Annotated in this window: 15 protein-coding genes; 5 read left to right on the top strand and 10 right to left on the bottom strand. The window is 72.8% G+C overall.

Going from position 1 to position 20,922, the window contains the following annotated elements; genetic code table 11:
* The first annotated feature begins 41 nt into the window (after positions 1-41).
* Positions 42-494, top strand: a complete 453-nt coding sequence (locus H293_RS0122715) for a flavodoxin family protein (RefSeq protein ID WP_020120140.1) — start codon at positions 42-44, stop codon at positions 492-494.
* On the opposite strand, the gene H293_RS0122720 is transcribed toward H293_RS0122715, so the two are convergent.
* Complete coding sequence (locus tag H293_RS0122720; RefSeq protein ID WP_020120141.1) at positions 491-1,207, bottom strand: response regulator; 717 nt, start codon at positions 1,205-1,207, stop codon at positions 491-493. The genes H293_RS0122715 and H293_RS0122720 overlap by 4 nt on opposite strands.
* Positions 1,192-2,490 carry a sensor histidine kinase gene (locus H293_RS0122725; protein WP_020120142.1) on the bottom strand — a complete coding sequence of 433 codons (1,299 nt, stop codon included), beginning with the start codon at positions 2,488-2,490 and terminating at the stop codon, positions 1,192-1,194. The genes H293_RS0122720 and H293_RS0122725 overlap by 16 nt, the downstream gene beginning before the upstream one ends.
* Positions 2,491-2,720: 230 nt before the next feature.
* Between H293_RS0122725 and H293_RS0122730 the strand changes: the two genes are divergently transcribed.
* The gene (locus H293_RS0122730) at positions 2,721-3,413 is read left to right on the top strand and encodes an ABC transporter ATP-binding protein (RefSeq protein ID WP_020120143.1); all 693 of its coding nucleotides are present in this window, start codon (positions 2,721-2,723) and stop codon (positions 3,411-3,413) included.
* Complete coding sequence (locus H293_RS0122735) at positions 3,410-5,758, top strand: ABC transporter permease (RefSeq protein ID WP_020120144.1); 2,349 nt, start codon at positions 3,410-3,412, stop codon at positions 5,756-5,758. The genes H293_RS0122730 and H293_RS0122735 overlap by 4 nt, the downstream gene beginning before the upstream one ends.
* Positions 5,759-5,761: 3 nt before the next feature.
* On the opposite strand, the gene H293_RS0122740 is transcribed toward H293_RS0122735, so the two are convergent.
* Together H293_RS0122740 and H293_RS0122745 are read right to left on the bottom strand one after the other, a co-directional pair.
* Complete coding sequence (locus tag H293_RS0122740) at positions 5,762-6,931, bottom strand: alanine--tRNA ligase-related protein (RefSeq protein WP_020120145.1); 1,170 nt, start codon at positions 6,929-6,931, stop codon at positions 5,762-5,764.
* A 238-nt stretch (positions 6,932-7,169) separates the two neighbouring features.
* Positions 7,170-7,511: an ANTAR domain-containing protein gene (locus H293_RS0122745; RefSeq protein ID WP_020120146.1), complete on the bottom strand. Its 342-nt coding sequence runs from the start codon at positions 7,509-7,511 to the stop codon at positions 7,170-7,172.
* A 206-nt stretch (positions 7,512-7,717) separates the two neighbouring features.
* Between H293_RS0122745 and H293_RS0122750 the strand changes: the two genes are divergently transcribed.
* Positions 7,718-8,677 carry a helix-turn-helix transcriptional regulator gene (locus H293_RS0122750; RefSeq protein ID WP_020120147.1) on the top strand — a complete coding sequence of 320 codons (960 nt, stop codon included), beginning with the start codon at positions 7,718-7,720 and terminating at the stop codon, positions 8,675-8,677.
* Positions 8,678-8,787: 110 nt separating this feature from the next.
* On the top strand, positions 8,788-10,500 hold the full coding sequence (locus H293_RS0122755; RefSeq protein ID WP_051138143.1) for a hypothetical protein: 1,713 nt from the start codon (positions 8,788-8,790) through the stop codon (positions 10,498-10,500).
* 64 nt (positions 10,501-10,564) lie between these two features.
* On the opposite strand, the gene H293_RS0122760 is transcribed toward H293_RS0122755, so the two are convergent.
* The 6 genes from H293_RS0122760 to H293_RS0122785 form a co-directional block, all read right to left on the bottom strand.
* The gene (locus tag H293_RS0122760; protein WP_020120149.1) at positions 10,565-11,206 is read right to left on the bottom strand and encodes a cutinase family protein; all 642 of its coding nucleotides are present in this window, start codon (positions 11,204-11,206) and stop codon (positions 10,565-10,567) included.
* Positions 11,207-11,287: 81 nt separating this feature from the next.
* Positions 11,288-12,520, bottom strand: coding sequence for a PucR family transcriptional regulator (locus tag H293_RS0122765; protein ID WP_020120150.1), 1,233 nt, complete (start codon positions 12,518-12,520; stop codon positions 11,288-11,290).
* Between the two features lie 122 nt (positions 12,521-12,642).
* Positions 12,643-13,566, bottom strand: a complete 924-nt coding sequence (locus H293_RS0122770) for an alpha/beta hydrolase (RefSeq protein ID WP_020120151.1) — start codon at positions 13,564-13,566, stop codon at positions 12,643-12,645.
* Positions 13,567-13,588: 22 nt separating this feature from the next.
* A complete protein-coding gene (locus H293_RS49845; protein ID WP_033415591.1) occupies positions 13,589-17,512 on the bottom strand; it encodes a type I polyketide synthase in 3,924 nt (1,307 codons plus the stop codon).
* Entirely contained in the window at positions 17,509-19,221 is a 1,713-nt protein-coding gene (locus H293_RS0122780; RefSeq protein ID WP_020120152.1) for a fatty acyl-AMP ligase, read from the bottom strand. Before H293_RS0122780 ends, H293_RS49845 begins: the two co-directional genes overlap by 4 nt.
* 25 nt (positions 19,222-19,246) lie before the next feature.
* Complete coding sequence (locus H293_RS0122785) at positions 19,247-20,788, bottom strand: acyl-CoA carboxylase subunit beta (protein WP_020120153.1); 1,542 nt, start codon at positions 20,786-20,788, stop codon at positions 19,247-19,249.
* Positions 20,789-20,922: the final 134 nt, after the last annotated feature.

Raw genomic sequence — 20,922 nt, forward strand, 5'->3', positions numbered from 1 at the left:
CCGGCTTGCGGACGAAAGCCGAGGCAGGGCAGGGTTCGACCGTGGCCACCTTGCTGATCGTGCATCACACGCCCTCGCCCAACTGCCAGGCGATGTTCGAAGCCGTCGTATCCGGGGCCACGGCGCCGGAGATCGAGGACGTCCGCGTCGTACGGCGCGCGGCCCTGTCCGCCACCGCCTCGGACGTGCTGGAGGCGGACGGCTACCTGCTCGGCACCCCCGCCAACCTCGGCTACATGTCCGGCGCCCTCAAGCACTTCTTCGACCAGATCTACTACCCCTGTCTCGACGAGACGCGCGGTCGTCCCTTCGGCTGCTACGTCCACGGCGGCAACGACGTCACCGGCGCCCTGCGCGGCATCGAGTCGATCACGACAGGTCTCGGCTGGCGCCGTACGGCCGAACCGGTGACCGTCACCGGCGAACCGGCCAAGGCCGATATCGAGGCGTGCTGGGAGCTGGGGGCGACGGTCGCGGCCGGGCTGATGTCCTAGAGGGCGGTCTCCGTGGCGCCGCCCGGAGTGATGAGACCGCTCTCGTAGGCGAGGACGACCGCCTGGACGCGGTCGCGCAGCTCCAGCTTCGACAGGATCCGGCCGATGTGCGTCTTCACCGTCGTCGGACTGAGGAACAGCCGCTCCGCGAGCTCGGCGTTGCTGAGCCCGGTCGCCAGCAGCCGCAGCACCTCCAGCTCGCGCGGGGTCAGCCCGGACAGGTCCCGGTGCGGGTCGGCCGAGGGCACCGCTTCCTCGCGCTGGGCGAAGCGCTCGATCAGGCGGCGGGTGATCGTGGGCGCCAGCAGGGCGTCCCCGGACCGCACCAGCCGTACGGCGGCCACCAGATGCTCGGGCGTGACGTCCTTGAGGAGGAAACCGCTGGCCCCGGCGGTGAGCGCGGCGTACACGTAGTGGTCGAGGTCGTACGTGGTCAGGATGATCACGCGGATCTCGCCCGCGGTGTCCTCGGCGAGGATCCGCCGGGTTGCCTCGATGCCGTCCATGCCCGGCATCCGGATGTCCATGAGGACGACGTCGGGGCGGGTCCGCCGGACCGCGGCGACCGCCTCCGCCCCGTCCGCCGCCTCCGCGGTCACCTCGATGCCGTCCGCGGTCAGGATCATCCCGAACCCGGTCCGTACGAGGGCCTGGTCGTCGGCGATGACGGCCCGGAGCCGCTCGCCGCTCATGTCCTTCACGCCGTCCGCCACGGCATCTCCGCCCTGATGCGGAAGCCGCCGGCCAGGGTCGGGCCGGCCGTCAGTTCGCCGCCGTAGACCGCGAGGCGTTCGCGCAGGCCGATCAGCCCGCGGCCGTTCCCGTCCGCGGGCACCCCGTCGCGGACGGCGCCGGTGTCCATGACCTCGATCTCCAGCCGGTCGCCTGCCCAGCCGACGGTGACGACGGCCTCCGCGCCGGGCGCGTGCTTGATGGTGTTGGTCAGCGCCTCCTGGACCACCCGGTACGCCGCGAGGTCCACACCGGGCGGCAGCGGTTCCGGGGGCAGGGAGACCGCGACGCCGACCGGTGTCCCGGCGGCCCGCACCCGGTCGATCAGCGCGGCCAACTGCCCGAGACCGGGCTGCGGTTCGAGGCCGTCGGCGGGGGAGTCCGGACGGCCGGTGTCCGATGCGGCCAACAGGCCCATCACGTGCCGGAGTTCGGCCATCGCGGCCCGGCCCCCGGCCTCGACCGCGAGCAGCGCCTCCTTGGACCGCTCGGGAGCCACGTCCATGACCTTGCGCGCGGCGCCCGCCTGGATGACCATCACGCTCACATTGTGGGTCACGACGTCGTGCAACTCCGCGGCGATCCGCGCCCGTTCCTCCGCCACAGCCCTGCGTGTCGCCTCCTCGTGGGTCCGCTCCAGCGCGGCGAACCGGTCCCGGCTCGCCGCGAGGCGCCGCCGCCCGAACCGGACCACGCTGGCCAGCACCCCCGCCACCAGCAGCACCACCCCGGGACTCGACCACCCGGGCAGCACCGGTTGCGTCGACCGGAAGGCCACGCCGGCGAGGACGGCGGCGACGGCGAGCCCGGCCATCGCGCCCACCCGGTGCCGACTGTGCATCACCGCGCTGTACGTGCCGATGACGCAGGTCAGGACGTTGATCCAGGAGGCGTCGTCGCCGATGGCCAGCCCCGCGCAGAGCACCACCGCGAACACGGTCAGCGGAAACCGCCGGCGCGCCGCCAGCGGCAGCGCCGACAGCACGACCAGGACCCAGGGCGGTGCGGAGACCGGTTCCTCGATCCGCGCGCCCGGGAGCACGGGAGGCCGGGGCGGCACCGGCACGCCGTACTCGAACCTCGACACGCGCACCGGCCCGTCGCCGGGGTAACGCGACGCGACCACCAGCGCCACCACCGTCAGCAGCACCGCCAGCAGCACGTCGCACCACACCGACCGCCGTGACAGCGCGGCGCCCTTCGCCTCCGGCCGCAGCGCGGCACGCACCTGCCGACGCCATCCCCGCAGGTACTCCGTCTCCATGCGCTCATTGTCACCGTCCCCGGGCCCGCGGCGCGTCCGTCTGTACGACCAACGCACCCTCCACCGGGCGTACTTCGCAGGGATGACCCCGCCCGCGAGTCCTCCGCACGGAGGGCCGCATCTCAGTGCTCCGGCCGACGCGCCCGCGACCCGTCCTTCCCTACCTTCGCCAGGACCTTCACCAGGCCGGCAAGGACACGACCCGACGACCGACAGGACGGGCACCTCCCATGACAGCAGTGATCGAACTGAAGGGCGTGGCCAAGCGCTACGACCACGCCGGCGCACCCGCGCTCGGACCGCTCGACCTCTCCGTCGACCAGGGCGAGGCCCTCGCCGTGACCGGTCCTTCCGGCAGCGGCAAGTCCACGCTGCTGAATCTCGTCGCGGGCCTCGACAAGCCGACCGAGGGCACCGTGACCGTCGCCGGGGAGCAGGTCGACCGCCTCGGCGAGCACGCCCTGGCCCGGTTCCGCCGTGAACGGATCGGCATGGTCTTCCAGTTCTTCAACCTCCTCGACGACCTCACCGTCCTGGACAACATCCAGCTTCCCGCCCAGCTCACCGGAACCTCACGGCGCACGACGCGGGAGCGGGCGCACGAGCTCATGGCGGCCCTGGGCATCGAGAAGCACGCCCGCGCCTATCCCGGCCGGCTCTCCGGCGGCGAACGCCAACGCGTCGCCGTCGCACGGGCATTGGTGAACCGGCCCGCGCTGCTGCTCGCCGACGAACCGACCGGGGCCCTCGACAGCGCCTCGGGCCAGGACGTCAGAGAACTCCTGGTCGACCTGCACCGCGGCGGACAGACCATCGTGCTCGTCACCCACGACCCGGCCCTGGCCGAGGCCTGCGCGAGCCGCACCGTCCACCTCGTCGACGGCCATGTCGCCCTCGACTCCCGCACGGAGGCCGTGCGATGACCGGCCCGCTCGTCCGCGTCGTACGCTCCGGGGTGGGCCGGCGCCGGGTCCAGACCGTCGTCATCGCCATCGCCACGATGATGGCCGTGGCGGCGGCCGTGGTCGCCGGTTCCCTCATGGTCGTCTCGAACGCGCCCTTCGACCACGCCTTCGCCGAGCAGAACGGCCCCCACGTCACCGCCGAGTTCGACCCGGCCAAGGTCAGTGCCGAACGGCTCGGAGACACGGGGAAGGCGGACGGAGTCACGGCGAGCGCGGGACCGTATCCCACCACGATCCTCCGGGCGACCGACTCGTCAGGGCGCCGGCCTCCGGCCATGACCCTGGTCGGACGCACCGGTCCGCACGCGGACGTGGACGACCTGGACCTCACGTCCGGCCGGTGGGCGAGGAAACCGGGCGAGATCGTGCTGAGCTCCTCCTACGAGGGGCCCGCCTTCACGGTGGGCGACACCCTGACGGCCGCCGGCACCACGCTCACGGTCGTCGGCTTCGCCACGTCGGCCGGCAGAACCGCCGAGGTGTGGGCAACTCCCGCACAGGTCAGGGCACTCGCCTCGAAGGACACCCCGGTCACCGGCCAGATGCTCTACCGCTTCGACTCGGCGGGCTCGAAGGGCGCGATCGCCGCGGACCGCAAGAAGCTCCTCGCCGCCGTCCCGTCCGGGGCGCTCCTCGGCACCCGGTCCTACCTCGACACCAAACGCGCCGCCGACCAGGGAGCGGCCCCGACCATCCCGTTCCTCGTCGCCTTCGGGGTCCTCGGCATCGTCATGTCGGTGATCATCGTCGGCAGCGTCATCAGCGGCGCGGTCGGCACCAGTCTGCGCAGGATCGGCATCCTCAAGGCCATCGGCTTCACCCCGCGCGAGGTCGTCCGTGCCTATGTGGCCCAGGCGCTCGTCCCGGCAAGCGTGGGCATCGCGCTCGGAGTCGTCCTCGGCAACCTGCTGGCCGTACCACTCCTCGACGACACCGAGCAGGCATACGGCACCGCCACCCTGTCCGTCGCCTGGTGGGTGGACGTCGTGGTCCCCGCCGGCGCGCTGCTGGTCGTCGGGACCGCGGCCTTCGTCCCCGCGCTGCGGGCCGGGCGGCTGCGCACGGTCGAGGCCATCGCCGTCGGCAGGGCCCCGCGCACCGGACGCGGTCAGTGGGCGCATCGCGCGGCCGCCCGGTTGCCGCTGCCCCGAGCGGTGACCTACGGCCTCGCCGGCCCCTTCGCGCATCCGGTCCGTGCCCTCGCGATGCTGCTCGCGGTGGCCTTCGGCACGATCGCGGCGACCTTCGCCGTCGGGCTCACCTCGTCACTGAACGAGGTCAACGCGGTACAGGACCCCGAGAACCGTTCCGCGGTCACCGTCTTCACCGGCGGCCCGGGCGTCGCGGGCGGCGAGCACGTCCCGGCGCCGGGCACCCCGGAGCCCGAGCCGGCCGACCCGGCGAAGGTGAGCGCCGCCATCGAGGCGCAGGCGGGCACCGCCTCGTACTACGGGATGGGCCGGCAGGACGCCACCGTGGCCGGAGTCTCCGGAACCGTCCGGACGACCCTCTACCAGGGCGACTCCACGCGTGGCAGTTACGCCATGATCTCCGGGCACTGGCTCACCGGCGCGGGCCAGGTCGTCGTGCCCGGCCGGTTCCTGGAGACCACCGGCACCGGGATCGGCGACACCGTGCGCGTGACCGTCGGGAAGCAGACGGCCACCCTGCGGATCGTCGGGGAGGCCTTCGGCTCCTCGGGTGACGACCTGGAGATCCAGGCGAACCTCGCGGACTTCCCCGCGACCAGGCCTCAGGTGTTCCTCGTCGACGTGAAACCGGGCGTCTCCGCGCCGGAGTACGCCAAGAAGCTCGCCGCGCGGATCGAGCCCCTCGGCGCCGACGCCCGGGCCAACTCCCCTTCCGAGCGGGACAACTTCGTGGTCGTCCTGAACACGATGGCCGCGCTCCTCACCCTGATGCTCGTGTGCGTCGCAGGCCTCGGCGTCCTCAACTCCGTCGTCCTGGACACCCGGGAACGCGTCCACGACCTGGGCGTGTGCAAGGCGCTCGGCATGTCGCCCCGGCAGACCGTGAGCCTCGTCCTCGCCTCGGTGGCCGGTATCGGCGTGCTCGGCGGTCTCGTCGGCGTGCCCGCCGGATACGCGCTGCACGGCTTCGTGCTCCCGGTGATGGGACACGCGGCGGGCACCGACCTGCCCAGGTCCGTCCTCGACGTGTACGACACCCCGCAACTGCTCCTGCTGGGCCTGGCCGGTCTCGTCATCGCCCTGCTGGGCGCGCTGCTCCCGGCGGGTTGGGCGGCCAGGGCCCGGACCGCGACGGTGCTGCGCACGGAGTAGCCGTCACCCCTCCCGGCGCAGGCCGACCACCAGGTCGCGGGGCAGGCCGTGGGTGTCGTGGAGGTAGTCGTAGTCCTCCTCGCTCAGCGGCCCCCGGTACCGCGGCCCGGACAGCAGCCTGCGACCGCGGTCCAGCAGCCTGTCGAACCGGCGCTCCTCCTCCACCAGCACGTCCCGGACGGGTTCCGTCCCGCAGGACTGCCGGAAGTGGTCCAGCGTGTGCTGGAGGACCTCCACCGGCAGGTCCGAGAGGGTGCGGGACGGGTCGTCGCGCCGCAGGGTGGTCAGCAGCCGGCGGACAACGCGGCGCAGGACATGACCGCGGCCGGTGGTGGACGGCCGTACCCCGTCGCCGATCACGACGGCAGCGGAGCGCAGATGGTCGCTGACCAGACGCAGCGACGGTTCGTCGAGCTGCCACAGGGGCGGCAGCAGGCACCTGAAGGGCTCGAACAGATCGGTGTCGTGGACGGATTCATGGCCCTGGAGGACGGTGACCAGGCGCTCCAGACCCATGCCGGTGTCGATGCCGGGGCGCCGCAGGGGCTGGAGCGAGCCGTCCTCGAGACGCCGGTAGCGCATGACGACGTGGTTCCAGATCTCCACCCAGCGCGGGTCTGTGGTGGGGGTGCCCCGGGGCGGGGTGCCGCCGGTCCACACGAAGATCTCCGAGTCGGGTCCGCACGGGCCGACCGGGCCGTTGGACCACCAGTTGTCCTCCCGGGTGAGCTCCACGGGGACCTCAAGCTCCTCCCAGGTGCGCAGGGACTCCAGGTCGGGGCCCACCTGCTCGTCACCACCGAAGACCGTGACGTGGAGGCGCTCGCGGGGGATGCCGAAGCCGTCCCGGAGCAGTTCGTACCCCCAGCGGAGGCTCTGCGGGTGGCCGTAGTCGCCGAGCGACCACGAGCCGAGCATCTCGAACACCGTCAGGTGCGTGGAGTCACCGACCTCGTCGAGATCGGTGGTCCGCAGACAGCGCTGCACATTGACGAGGCGGCGGCCCCGCGGATGCGGGCGGCCCTCCAGGAAGGGGGTGAGCGGATGCATGCCCGAGGTGGTGAACAGCACCGGGTCGCCCGGCGGTGGCAGCAGCGTGCTGCCCGTGATCAGGTGGTGTCCGCGCTCGCGGTAGAAATCGGTGAAGACGCGTACGGTCCGGTCCGTGTCCATGGTGGTGGTCCTTCGGTCTCATGGGAGCCGGAAACGACCACGGGAACAGCGCGACCAGAGGTCCCGCACCGGCGGTCCGTTTCCGGCCGCCGGGGGAGAGGGGGAGGTCAGGCGTCGGCAGCCGGCGAGCTGGTCGCTCGCGCGGCTGCGGTGTGGGTACGGCTGGTGACCTCCATGCGATCAACGGTACGCACAGGGTCTCCGGCCGTCACGCCGTTTTCCCGGAGGGGGCGCCGCCTCAGCACTCGCACCGCTGTTCCGGCCGTACGAGCGCCCGGCCCCCGTGTGCCGCGTGCGCCTCGACCAGCGCCCCGCGCAGCGCCCGGCGGATCTCCGCGGGCAGAGCGCCGACGTTAGGCCAGCGCACGACGTGCCGGGCGACGTCCCGCAGTTTGGTGTTGGTGTGCTGGGACACGGTCCTGAGGACCTCCCACCCCTGCTCGGGGCGGAGGCCGCTGAGGGCCAGGACGACACCGATCGCCTGATCGACGACGGCGTGCGAGACAAGGGCCTGCCGGAGCTGGGCGGTTTCCGCCTGGAGTTCCTCGATCTTCTCAATCAGCTCTTCGTGTTGCGTCATGCACCGCCCTGTCGCCCTCTCCCCCTCTTGCCCGGCGACTCCTGCGGACGCCGTCCGTCCAGCCTGCCCGTCCCCTGCCGTCACTGACGAGCCGGCGGACGCACACCTTGTGACCTGGCAGGACAGAAAACGAAACGCGAGCGGCAGCATCGCGACATTCGAGGGTATGTGCGAATGACGAGCAGAGAACGGGAGGCCCTGGCGCGATGGAGACGCTGACGTTCGACAGCGACGATCTGGACCGGACCGAGGAGTTCCTCAGTCACGCCTACGCGAAGATGCGCATCGGCAACGGCACCCCGGACAGCAGCCGGGCGCGGATCCACCGCAGCGCCATCGACTCGGTCAGCGTCGACGAGCTCGACCTGGACTTCGACATGAGCTACGCCGTCACCCCGCTGGGCCGGATCTGCCTGTGCCTGGTCCACGAGGGCACCATCGAGGACCACGTCTACCAAGGCGTCTCGGACTCCTTCGGCCCCGGTGACGTGGTGTCCTTCGCGCCGCCCGAGCTGTCCTACGCGGGCCGTGTCCACGCGGCCCGCTACAACATCACCATGCTGGACCCCGACCTGCTCAGCCAGGTCGCGGCGACCGCGGACACCCGGAGCCCCGAACCGGTCCGGCTCACCGGGCACCGGCCGCTGAGCCCCGCCGCGGGGGACCGGCTGCGGTCGACCATCCGCTATGTCCAGGACCACGTCCTCGCGGACGCCGCCGTCGCCGACCAGCCGCTCGTGGCCTCCACGGCCGCCCAGCACCTGGCCGCGACCGTCCTGGCCACCTTCCCCCACACCGCGTCCACCGACCCCACCGGTGCCGACCGCCGGGACGCCCACCCCGCCGCCCTGCGCCGCGCCCTCGCCTACATCGACGACCACGCCGACCGCCCCCTCACCGTCGCCCAGATCGCGGAGGCGGCCCACATCAGCGTCCGCGCGCTCCAGTACGCCTTCCGCCGGCACCTGGACAGCACCCCGCTCGCGTACCTGCGTCAGGTCCGCCTGTCCCACGCCCACGACGAGCTGGCGGCGGCCGACCCCGAGGACGGCAGCACGGTCACCGACATCGCCGCCCGCTGGGGCTTCTACCACCCGGGCCGCTTCGCCACTCTGTACCGGCACGCCTACGACCGCACACCGCGCCGTACCCTGCGCGACGGCTGACGTCCGCTCAGCGGCGGGTGATCTGCGGCTGGTGACAAAGCGCCCACCGGGCCCTGCGTTCTTGTGAGCAACCCCGTAGGGCATGGCCCTCGCCGCCCTACGGTCCCAGCATGAACACGAGTCGCAGCACAGGAAGCAGAGGGCGCATCGCCGCGCTGGCGGTGCTGCTCACCACCGGGGCGCTTACCGTGTCGGCCCCCGACGCCCAGGCAGACAGCGCGAGAACCGAGACGGCCGTGGCCACGAGCGCCGGTGTCACCGAGAGCGTGGTGCGGGTGAAAGCCCCCCTGCCGGCGTCCTTCGGCGCCCGTCCCGCGGCGTGCGACTGGCTGTCGTACCTGCGCTACCGGTCCTCGTCGGGCCCCGCCGCCTCGGCCGACGCCGACCGGGTCCTGGTCGCCCAGCCGGGCATCCTGGAAGGCGCCGGAGCCTTCGACAGCGTCGCCCGCAACACCGTGACGCGCGCCGCCGAGCAGGGCCGGCACATCGAGTTCTGGGCCCTGGACCGCCGCTCCAACTGCCTGGAGGACCGCACCGGCATCGCCTCCGGCGACCAGCACACCGCCGTCGACTACTACTACCGCGGCAAGAAGGTCGAGGGGCGCACCTTCGCCGGGTTCGTCGGCAACGACAAGCTCGGCTGGATGGCCAAGCTCGGCATCGAGCAGACCGTACGCGACGAATTCGACCTCCTTGCGGCCGAGTTGCCCGACCAGCGCGTGCGCAAGGACAAGGTGCTGTGTGGCGGCCACTCGCTCGGCGGTGTGATCACCGGCTACTTCGCCGCCGCCGACTTCGACGGCGACCCCGCCACCACCGCCGACGCCGGACACCGTCAGTGCGCCGGCTGGTTCGCCCTCGACACCACTGTCTCCACCTCGCTCGGCGACCTGAGCGGCAGTATCCCGGACGACACCAACCTGCCCGACGTGGGCCTCGGTTACGGCGTCGTGCAGGCCGGACTCGACAGCGGAGTGCTCCCGCGCTCGCTGTCCGCGCCCGTCCTGCTCAACCCCGAGACGATGACCCTGCTCGCCATCGCGGGCGTGGGCGCCCTTCAGGATCCGGCCGGCGAGGCCGACCTGCCGGGCTATCTGCCCGCCAACACCAACATCGAGGCCACCAACCGCTTCCTGTTCTCCAAGGACACCGCCACCTTCCTCACCGGCTCACCCGCGGTGAAGGACTTCCGGCTCACCAACCAGGCGGTCCTCGGCTCGCTGATGGACGACCAGTCCGTACCGCTCGCCTTCCTCCAGAGCAGCGTGGGCTTCTTCGACGGCGGGCCGATCACCGACAAGAACTTCCCCGCGGCCAACGGGAGTTCGTCGCAACCGGGTCTCTTCGGCACGGAGTACAAGGCCATCCCGGCCGTGCCCCATGGCCCGCTCTACACCTGGCGGAACCGGGACCGGGTCGGCGATCCGGACGACCCCGGGTACCGGTCCTCGGACGGGACGCCGTTCACCGCCGCGGGCAAGGAGGTCACCGACATCCAGGAGCTGGCCCGCAGCATGGCCGCACAGCCGCTGGACTTCACCGAGCAGTACTTCCCGACCAAACTCGTCACCGACCTCGAACTGGCCGGCTCCCCGCAGGTGAAGCGGCTCGTCGTGCACCCGGACGGGCTCACCGCCAACCCGACGCTGACGGTCCTCGCGGGCGACGGACTGCTCGCCGGCCGTGTCCCCGCCGACCTGCACCCCGTGGTCGCGGACGGGTACCAGCACCTCGACGTGCTGACGGCGGCGCCGGTCCAGAACAACGGCCGGCCCGAGCCGGTGTCCACCGCCCTCACGGAGTTCGCCCGCACACCTCGATAGCCCCCACAAGAGGGCAGGGCCCAGGAGGAGTTCCCCCGGGCCCTTCCCTCTGCCGTGGATCCGGTCAGACCTTGCCTGCGGCGAAGGTCGCCGCCGCGTCGGCGTTCGCCGTGTAACCGAGGTGCGCCAGCGTGTCGTTGCCGCCCGCCTCGCACACCGGGTCACCCTTGGCGCAGAAGTCGATGGTGCGGCTCTGGTACGTGCCGGTGACGCTCTTGCCGATCGCCCGGATCGGGTTGCCGAACAGCAGCACCGCGGCCACCCGTGACTCCAGCGCCGCCGGAATGGTCGCCACGATGGGGCTGCCGACCACCGCACCCGCGCTGCTGATACCGATGGAGTTGTCGACGACGTTCGCGCCCTGCGAATAGCCGACCAGAATGAAACGCTGATTCGGACAGGCGGCCGCCTGGCTGTTCACATGGTTCACCAGATCGGCGTTGCCCTGCGCGGCCGACGTCAGGGAGAGGTCCGCGGGGTAGTTCACCTTGTAGCCGGTCAGACTCCGGCCGGTGATTTTCTTCTGCAGCGCGGAGTACACCGGGTCGCCGACGATGAGGCCGAGCGCGCCCGGCTCGAACGTGCCGCGAGCGGCGACGACATCGATGTCCGAGCAGGCCGCGGCGGCTGCCGGTGGCGCCGAGAGGGTGGTCACACCGGCCCCGCCGACCAGCGAGAGCGCGGCGAGGTACAAGCGAATGCGCATGGGGGGATCCTTTGAGGGTGGGGCGTGTGAAACGCCTGTGGAAAGGATGTCCCGAACGTATTCGCTGGACCATTGCCGGTGTTATGGACGGGAATTCAGGAATTCCTCGTTCTTTTGTACGTTGGTGAGTGCCAGAATGAGATCAAGGCGGGAACCGGGATCGTGCAGGGCGTCACCGAAGACCTTCTCCAGCTGACGCAGCCGATAACGCACCGTCTGCGGATGGACATGGAGCCGGGCGGCGACGTCGGGCACGTTGCTGCCGCTGAGCAGCCATGCCAGCAGCGTCTCGGCGAGCCGCTCGCGCTGCCCCTCCGACACCGTGTCGAGCGGTGCGAGGGCCCGCGCCCGCAGCTGGTCGAGCATCGGCTCGTCGCTGTGCAGCAGCAGGGTCGACAGGTGATCCGCGCAGTGCACGACGCCCTGCCGCGGGAGGATCCCACGGCCCATTAACCCCAGTGCCCGGGAGGCCCAGCGCAGCGACCGGGCGGCCTCTTCGAGAGGCACCGTCGGCCCGATCGCGGCCGGCCGCCCGCGCAGCGCGAGGCTGAACGCCCGCCCGCCGAAACGCCCGGAGCCGTCCGGATCGGGTATCAGCATCCGCGGCGGCCGCGACTCCATGTCCACCAGCGCCCCCGCGGCGGCCAGCGGCCGGTCCTCCTCCCGCTGGTCCGGGGTGGCCGCGAGCGCGACGACCGCGACCTGCCTCGGCACCGACCACCGCGCGCCGTGCGCCAGGTGCTGCACGGCGGCCGGCGCGACCTGCCCGTCCCCGAGCAGCAGGTCCAGCAGACGTCTGCGCCGCCGCTCCAGCTCGTCCGTGTTCTGCGACCGGGCCTCGGAGTACCCGGCCGCCGCCGCCTCCGCGACCTCGTGCACGGTACGGAAGGCGAGCTCGCCCAGCGTCGTGATCACCGCGGAGTCCAGGCCGAGCTCCTCCGCCGTACGGCCCATCAGCCGCCAGGCGTGCAGCCCCCCGACCCGCAGCGCGGACTGCAGGGCGTCCAGACTGCGCCCCTCCAGGGCCTCGCCGCGCCCGAGTTCGTAGTACGTGGCGGCGATCGCGTCCCCGCGGCCGCGCGGGTCGGCGATGTGATCGACGAACAGGGTCAGCGCCTGCACCACACCGGCTCTGAGGTGTTCGCGGTAGGTGCCGTCGGCCGGGCGCGCGTACTCGGGGACCTGCCTGCGGACCTCCTCCTCGACTTCGTCGGCGACTTCCTCCAGCTGGGAACGGAGCACTTCGGCGAGGTCGGGCGGCACTTGGGCGGTGCCGAGGTTCTCCGGACCACCGTGCGGGAAGGGGGTGGCCAACGGGGGCCCTCCTTTCACCCGGAAGCGGCTCACCCGCGGGCCGGTGCCCGTGGGCCGAGGGGTAAGTCCTGTGTTGGACGGACGTCCCCTGCGGTGCGTTCCGTGCCCCGACGGTACCGACATCACTGCGGCACCCCCAGCCCCTGCGCAAGCATTGGCCACGACGCGGTGAACTCCTGCTTCCAGTAGGCCCAGCTGTGCCCTCCTCCCGCGTAGTAGTGCGTGGTGACCGGGATGCGCAGCAGCGCGAGCGTGCCGGTGAAGCTGTGGGCGGAGGGCCACAGGGCGCTCTCCAGGGCCTCGGGGAGCCAGTCGCCCGTGCCCCCCGCCAGCCCGCTGCCGCTGGAGACGTACAGGGCGGTGCCGCGCAGCCCCGCCGCGCGGTCCCGCGGGTTGAAGTCGCGCCAGGTGAGCAGGTTCTGGAAGGGATTGCCCCACAGCGAGGTCGGCACCAGGTTCTCGCGGGCCACGATGGCGTCCACGAGGGTGGGCACACCGGGTGCCATGGTGTCGAGGATCCCGCTGTAGGAGGCGGCCGCGGTGAACGAGCCCGGGTGCCGTGCCGCGTGCGCCATGGCGCCGTAACCGCCGGTGGACACCCCCGCGACGACCCGTACGCCGGAGGCCCGGTAGTCGCGGGCGAGCAGGGCCGGCACCTCCTGCAGCTGGAAGGTCTCGTAGTCGGGGCCGCTGCGCCAGGCGGTGGGAATGCCGGTGGGCCCCGCGTCGGGCATCGCCACGATCAGGTTCCGGCCCTCGGTGAAGGCCTCGATGTCCGTCTCGCGGGTCCAGGACGTGTAGTCGTCGTGGGCGCCGTGCAGCAGGTACAGCACGGGGTAGGTGCGGGTGGGCTCCGCGTCGAACCCCGACGGCAGGATCAGCCGCACCGGGGCGCTGCGGCCCAGCGCGGCGGAGGGCACGGACACGTCGAGGGTGCGTGACCCGAGCGCGGAGGCGGTCCGGGCGCCGAACAGGACGGCCAGACCGGCGCCGGCCGCGGCCTTGGTGACGGTACGTCGGGACACTCCGGTGGTGCGACGGTGCATGGCGGCTCTCCTCGGATCACGTTCAGTGGGTCCCTGCGGCGAGTTCCTGGCCCAGGTGGGCGGCGATCTCGTCGACGTGCGGCGGGTCGAGCAGCGACAAATGGTGTCCCGCGACCGGTACGACGGTCAGGCGCGGGCACACCTCGTCCCAGCCCAGCGTCCGGTCGTCGCGTTCGTAGGCGGGGTCGCGCACGGTGTGCGGAGCGGGCTCGGTGGCCCGGTACAGGACCACCCGCCCGTCGTGACGGCCCGGCCGGTGCGCCTCGCCGATCCTCAGGTCCAGGTAGGACGAGCGCTGGTGCTCCAGGGCGGCGGGCGGGACGTCGGCGGACGCGCGCAGGATCTCCAGCACGGTGTCGATGCGCTCGCCGTCGTCGTCCATCGCGACGAGGGCGTCGTACGGCAGCTCCAGCGGGACCCCGTAGACGTCGCGGACATGGCGGGCGAACCCCTCGAAGTGGGCGCGGAGCCGGTCGGCCGGTGTCCGGTCCGGCTGGGGGAGGGGCCGTACCGAGTCGATGAGGATCACGAGTTCCACCTCCCGTCCCGCGGCGGTGAGGTGCCGGGCGGTCTCCTGGGCGACGAAGCCGCCGAAGGACCAACCGCCCAGCAAACAGGGCCCGTCGGGGTGGACGGCGGTGACGGCCTCGGCGTAGCGGCGCGCCTTCTCGGTGACCGTCGGCGCGTCGTCGAGGCGTTCGAGGCCGTACACGGGCCGCTCGTCGCCCAGACGTTCGGCAAGTGCCCGGTAGACGTCGGTCGTTCCGCCGGCGGCGTGCACGAGGAAGAGCGGGGGACGGCTGCCGGTGGTGCGCAGCGGGCGTACCGGGCCGGTCCGGAGCCGGTCGGCCACCTCCTGGACCGTGGTGGCGCCGAGCAGGTCGCGCAGCGGCAGCTCGACGGCGAACTCGCGCTCCAGGGCGGTGCGGACACGGACGGCCATCAGCGAGTCGAGCCCGAGGCCGGCCAGCGCGGTGGCGGGGGTGACCCGGCCGGCGGGATGGCCGGTGACGGTGGCGATGTGATGGCACAGGCGGGCGGCGACGGAGGTGTCCTGCTCGGCGTGAACCTCTTGGCGCCGCACCTCCGTGGGCGCCGCCGTCCGTCTGTCCGTCCACCAGTGCCGCACGTGCTTCCAGCGCGGCGCGGGCAGGTCGACGACCCGCCCGGACGGCAGCGGCAGCCGCTCGCCCGCGCAGTACAGGGCCCCCACCTGGGTGAGGAAGTCGGCGCATCCGTCGGCGTCCCGCCGCAGCGTGCCGATCGCGAGGGCGCCGGGCACGTTGTCGGTGATGGCGCGGGCGAGGACCGGGTGGGGGGAGATCTCGACGAAGGCCCTGTGGCCGTCGGCCGCGGCCGCGGCGACGGCCCGGTCCAGCCGTACGGGCCGCCGCAGGTTCGCGGCCCAGTGAGCGGAGTCGAAGACGCTCTCGCCGCGCGGGTCGTCCAGGACGGTGGAGTAGACGGGCACACGAGGTGCTCGGCCGCCGAGGTCGGCCAGGGACTCGGTCAACTCGGCCAGCAGCGGATCGACCTGGGGCGAGTGCCCGGCCCCGACCACCCGCATCGACCGGGCCGTCCGACCCTGCTCCTCCAGCCATCGCACGAGCCGCGCCACCGCCGGTTCCTCGCCGGTGACGACCTTCTGCCCCGGCGAGGAGTGGACGGCGACATGCACACCGGGGAAGTCCCGGCCCAGGGCGTCGAGTTCCCCGTCGTCGAGGTCGACGACCGCCATCGCCCCGCCCCGCAACCGGCTGAGCAGCCGGGCCCGTTCGGCGACGATCCGGGCGCCCTCCGCCACGTCCAGGGCGCCCGCGCACACCGCCGCGGCCACCTCGCCCAGGGAGTGGCCGATGACGGCGGCGGGTTCGACGCCGTAGTAACGCCACAGCTCGGCGAGCGCCACCTGGAGTCCGAACAGGACGGGCTGGGCGACCTCCAGCCGGTCCAGCTCACTCCCGGAGGCGAGACGGTCGTACAGGGACAGCCCGCACTCCGCGTCGATCTTCTCCACGGCGGCGGCGAAGGCGGGCTCCTCGGCCAGCAACCGGCGTCCCATCCCGGCCCACTGGCTGCCGTACCCGGAGAAGACCCACACCGGTCCCGGTCCCACGAGATCACGCTCACCGGTCACGACCCGGCCGTGCGGGCGCCCCTGTGCCAACGCGTCCAGCCCGTCCGCGAGTTCGGCCCGGTCCCCTGCGACCACGCCCGCGCGCACCCCTCCGCGGCCTGCCCGTCCGGCCAGGGTGCGGGCCACGTCGGCGGGGTGCGCGGTGGTTGTCCTGAGCCAGTCGGCGAGCCGGGCCGCGGTGTCCCGCAGCCGCTCCTCGTCCACGTCGGACAGGAGATGCAGCCGGGCGCCGGGCTCCTCGGCCGGACGCGCGGGCAGGACGCCGGGCCGCCATTCCTCCAGTACGGCATGGGCGTTGGTGCCGCCGAACCCGAAAGCGGAGACCCCGGCGACGGCCGTACCGCCGTAGCGCGGCCAGGGCTCGCCCTCGGTGACCACCCGCAGTCGTACGTCGTCCAGGGAGCCGCCCTCTGCGCAGTGCAGGGACGGCGGGATGACGGCGTGGTGCAGGGCGAGCACGGTCTTCACCAGCCCGGCGACGCCCGCGGCGGACTCCAGGTGCCCCAGGTTCGACTTCACGGAGCCGAGCAGCAGCGGCTGGTCGGGGTCGCGGTCCGCGCCGAGCACCGCGCCGAGCGCGCCCGCCTCGATCGGGTCGCCGAGCGGGGTGCCGGTGCCGTGCGCCTCGACGTAGTCGACGTGGGCGGGGGTGAGTCCGGCCCGCGCGTACGCGGTGGTCAGAAGGGCCTGCTGGGCGGCCGGGTTGGGGGCGAGGAGGCCGTTGGAGCGGCCGTCGGAGTTGACGGCCGTGGCGCGGATGACGGCGAGGACGCGGTCGCCGTCCCGTTCGGCGTCGGACAGCCGTTTCAGGATGACGGCCGCGCAGCCCTCACCGCGTCCGATGCCGTTCGCGTCCGGCGAGAACGGCTTGCACCGCCCGTCCGGGGAGAGGGCGCCCGCCCGCCGGAACGCCATGCTGACGACGGGGGAGAGCAGCAGGTTGACGCCTGCGGCGATAGCCGTGTCGCTCTCGCCGGTGCGCAGGCTCACGCAGGCGTGGTGCACCGCGACCAGTGAGGAGGAACAGGCGGTGTCCACGGCCATGCTCGGCCCACGCGTGTCCAGCACGTACGCCAGCCGGCCCGCGGTCACGCTCAGCGCACCGCCCGCCGGGGCCCAGGGGTCGACGGCCGCCGGGTCGGCGCCGGTGAGCGAGCCGTACTCCGGGGCGGAGACCCCGACGAAGACACCGGTCGCGGTGCCCGCGAGGGACGCGGCGGGGACGGCGGCATGGGCGAGCGCCTCGTGTACCACCTCCAGGAGGATCCGCTGCTGCGGGTCCATCACGGCCGCCTCGCGCGGGGTGATCCGGAAGAAGTCCGCGTCGAACCCGGCGATGTCGTCGAGGTAGCCGCCGTACGGGGGCGCGTCCGCGGGCGGGAAGGGGGTGAAGTCGCGCCAGCGGTCCTCGGGGACCCGTCTGATCGCGTCGACGCCCTCGGTCAGCAGCCGCCAGTAGTCCGCCGGGCCGTGGACCCCGCCGGGGAGTCGGCAGCCGACCCCTATGACGGCGACGGGCTCCGACGGGGGAGCCACCGGGGCGGCCTCCGACGGCGCGCTCTGCGCCGGCACCCGGCACAGATGCGCGGCCAGATCCTCCCCGGTGGGCGCCTCCCACAGCAACGTCGGCGGCAGCTCCCGTCCCGTCAGCCTGGAGAGGTCCCCGGCCAGCACGACCGCGTCCCGCGAGGACATGCCGAGGTCCGCCAGCGGGCGGTCCATGGGCACGTCCTCGACGGCTGTCCCGGTCCACCCGGCTACGCGCTCCGCGACCAGCCGGCGCACCGCGCCCGCGTCCACGGCCCTCACGCGGCGCTGCCCGCCGCGTAGGCACCCGCCAGATACCGCTCACGTGTCAACGCCCGCGACACCTTGCCGCTGGACGTCCGCGGCACCGTGCCCGGCGGGACGAGGAGCACATCGGCGAGCCGCAGCCCGTGCCGCCCGGACACGGCCGCACGCACGGCCCGTACCAACGCCGGTACGTCGACCTCGGCGAGGCTGGTGGCCCGCGCGTGCTCGGCCACCACGACCACCCGCTCACCGGAGGTGTCCGTCACGCCGAAGGCGGCGAGCCGGTCGCGCCGTACCGCCGGATGCGCGTCCTGGACGGTGGCCTCCAGGTCCTGCGGATAGTGGTTGCGTCCGTCGACGACGATGAGGTCCTTCAGCCGGCCGGTGACGATCAACTGCCCTTCCAGGACCGTCCCCAGGTCACCGGTGCGCAGCCGTCCGTCGGTGCCGAAGACGCGGCGGGACTGCTCGTCCCGGTTCCAGTAGCCGCGGCCCACGTTGGGACCCCGGACCTGGATCTCGCCGACCTCGCCCTCGGACAGCTGGGCGCCGGAGACCGGATCGACGATGAGGACCTCCTGCCCCACCGGGGTACCGCAGCCCGCCAGCAGCACGGCCCGGGGGTCGTCGGGCCGTGCGGGCAGCGCCTTCCCCTCGGCGAGCGCGTCCCGGTCGAGGGCGAACCGGCGCACCGGCTCCCCGGGCCGGGCGGCGCTGACGAACACGGTCGCCTCGGCGAGCCCGTACGACGGACAGTGCGTCGTGGCCCCGAGACCCTGGCCGGCGAAGGCGGCCTGGAACCTGTCGGCCGTGGTGGGACGGACCGGCTCGCTGCCGTTGATCAGCGCCATGACCCCGTCCAGCCGCAGATCCGCCTTCTGGTCCTCGGTCACCGTCGAGGCGCAGTAGTCGTAGGCGAAGTTGGGCGCCGCGCTCAGCGCCCGCGGATGTGCGGACAACAGCCGCAGCCAGCGCGCGGGCTCGTGCAGGAAGGCGACCGGGTCCATGAGCACCGACAGCAGCCCGCGCACCACCGGGGCGGCGACACTGAGGACGAGGCCCATGTCGTGGTACAGCGGCAGCCAGCCCACACAGGTCACCGGATGGACGTCGGCACCGTAGGCGCCCAGCGCCTGGCGGGCGTTGGCGACGACGTTGGTGTGCCCGATCTCCACACCCGCCGGGGTGCGCGTCGACCCGGAGGTGTACTGGAGGTAGGCGATCTCACCGCCGGGAGGCGGCAGTTCCTCCGCTGCGGCGTCGGGCACCTGGTCCACGGCGACGACCCGCGCGGCCGAGCCGGCGCACACGTCCCGTACCTGGTCCATGATCTGACTCACAGTCAGAAGCACGGCCGGTCGCGCGTCGGCCAGCACGGCCGCCAGTCGGTCGCCATGCCCGGGCAGGCCGGGCGGATACATCGGTACGGCGACCATTCCGGCCGCGAGCGCTCCGAGGAACCCGGTGACGTACTCCAGTCCCTGGGGGCACAGCACCGCGACCCGGGCCCCGGGCTCGGCCTCCTCGGCGAGCCGGGCGGCCACCGCCCTTACGCGCACGTCCAGCCGGCGCCAGGTCAGGGTGCGGTGCACACCGCGCGAGTGCGGCGCGGGATGGTCGACGAAGGTGAACGCCCGGTGCTCCGGGATGACTTGGGCCCAGTGGCGGACGTATTCCGGCAGACTCCGGAACGCGGGGGCGAGCGGGGGACGGCGCATGTCCATCGGGCAGGTCTCCTCGCGAGGCAGGTCAGAGCGGGATGTTGCCGTGCCGGCGTTCCGGCATCGGGGCGCGCTTGCCGCGCAGCGCGCGCAGGGCACGGCAGATGTGGGCACGGGTGTCGCGCGGGGCGATGACGGCGTCGACATAGCCGCGCTCCGCGGCGAGATAGGGCGTCCCGTGGGTGCTCTCGTAGGCGTCCACGAGACGGGCCCGCAACGCCTCGGGATCGTCGGCGGCGGCCAGTTCACGCCGGTGCAGGACGCCCACCGCGCCCTCGGCGCCCATCACCGCGATCCGCGCGGTGGGCCAGGCGAGGTTGATGTCGGCGCCCAGGTGCTTGGAACCCATCACCGCGTACCCGCCGCCGTACGCCTTGCGCACCACCACCGTCACCTTCGGCACGGTCGCCTCGGCGTACGCGTACAGCAGCTTGGCGCCGCGCCGGATGATCCCGGCCTGCTCCTGCCGGACCCCGGAGAGATAGCCCGGCACGTCGGCGAAGGTCAGCAGCGGGATGCCGAACGCGTCGCAGAACCGTACGAACCGCGCGGCCTTCTCGGAGGCGTCGATGTCCAGGACCCCGGCCGCGTGCAGCGGCTGGTTGGCGACGACACCGACGGAGGTGCCCTCGACGAGGGCCAGGGCGCAGATGATGTTCGGCGCGAACAGCTCCTGCACCTCCAGGAGTTCACCGTCGTCGACGATCGCCCGCAGGATGTCCCGCATGTCGTAGGCCTGCCCGAGCCGGTCGGGCACGATCCCGTCGAGCGGCACGTCGGCGGGCGGCGGCAGCGGGGCGTACTGCGGCGGCCGCTCCAGGTTGTTGACGGGCAGGTACGACAGCAGCTCCCGTACGGTGTCCAGGGCCTCGGTCTCGTCCGCGGCGAGGAAGTGGGCGTTGCCGTTGAGGGAGTTGCTGGTGCGGGCGCCGCCCAGCTCCTCGGCGCTGGTGCGTTCCCCGGTGACCGCCTCGATGACGTCGGGCCCGGTGACGAACATGTGCGAGGCGCCGTCCACCATCACGGTGAAGTCCGTGATGGCGGGGGAGTAGGCGGCCCCTCCGGCGCACGGGCCGAGGACGACGGAGATCTGCGGGATGACCCCGGACGCCTGGACGTTGCGGCGCACCAGCTCGGCGTAGAGGGCCAGCGAGACGACGCCCTCCTGGATGCGGGCGCCGCCACCGTCGTTGAGCCCGATGACCGGGCAGCCGGTCCTGAGGGCGAGGTCCATCAGAGCCACGGCCTTCTCGCCGAAGGCCTCGCCCATGCTGCCGCCGAAGACCGTGGAGTCCTGGGAGAACACGCAGACGGGACGCCCGTCGACCGTGCCGTAGCCGGTGATCACACCGTCCCCGTAGGGGCGGTGGGAGTTGTCCCCGGTCGGCCGGGCTCGTACGAACAGGCCGGTCTCGGTGAACGAGCCGGAATCCAGCAGCAGGTCGATCCGCTCCCGGGCGCCGAACTTGCCGCGTCTTCTCGGCCTGTTCCCGGCCACGGCCTGCGCCCGGCGGGCTTCGAGCGCGAGGACGCGGTCGGCGGTGCGGTCGGGCGGACGTGTCGTCGTCACCTCTAGTGTCACAGCCACCTCCGAAGTGGCCTTCGAATATGGCAGCGCCTCCGGCGCGGGCCGAGCCCAACGCCGGTCTGTTTGCGCGAGGTGAGTCCCGGGAGGCCGGCCTTAGTCCGTCAGTGACAAGGGCC

It is taken from the genome of Streptomyces canus 299MFChir4.1 (genome assembly GCF_000383615.1).
Lineage (GTDB): Bacteria > Actinomycetota > Actinomycetes > Streptomycetales > Streptomycetaceae > Streptomyces > Streptomyces canus_C.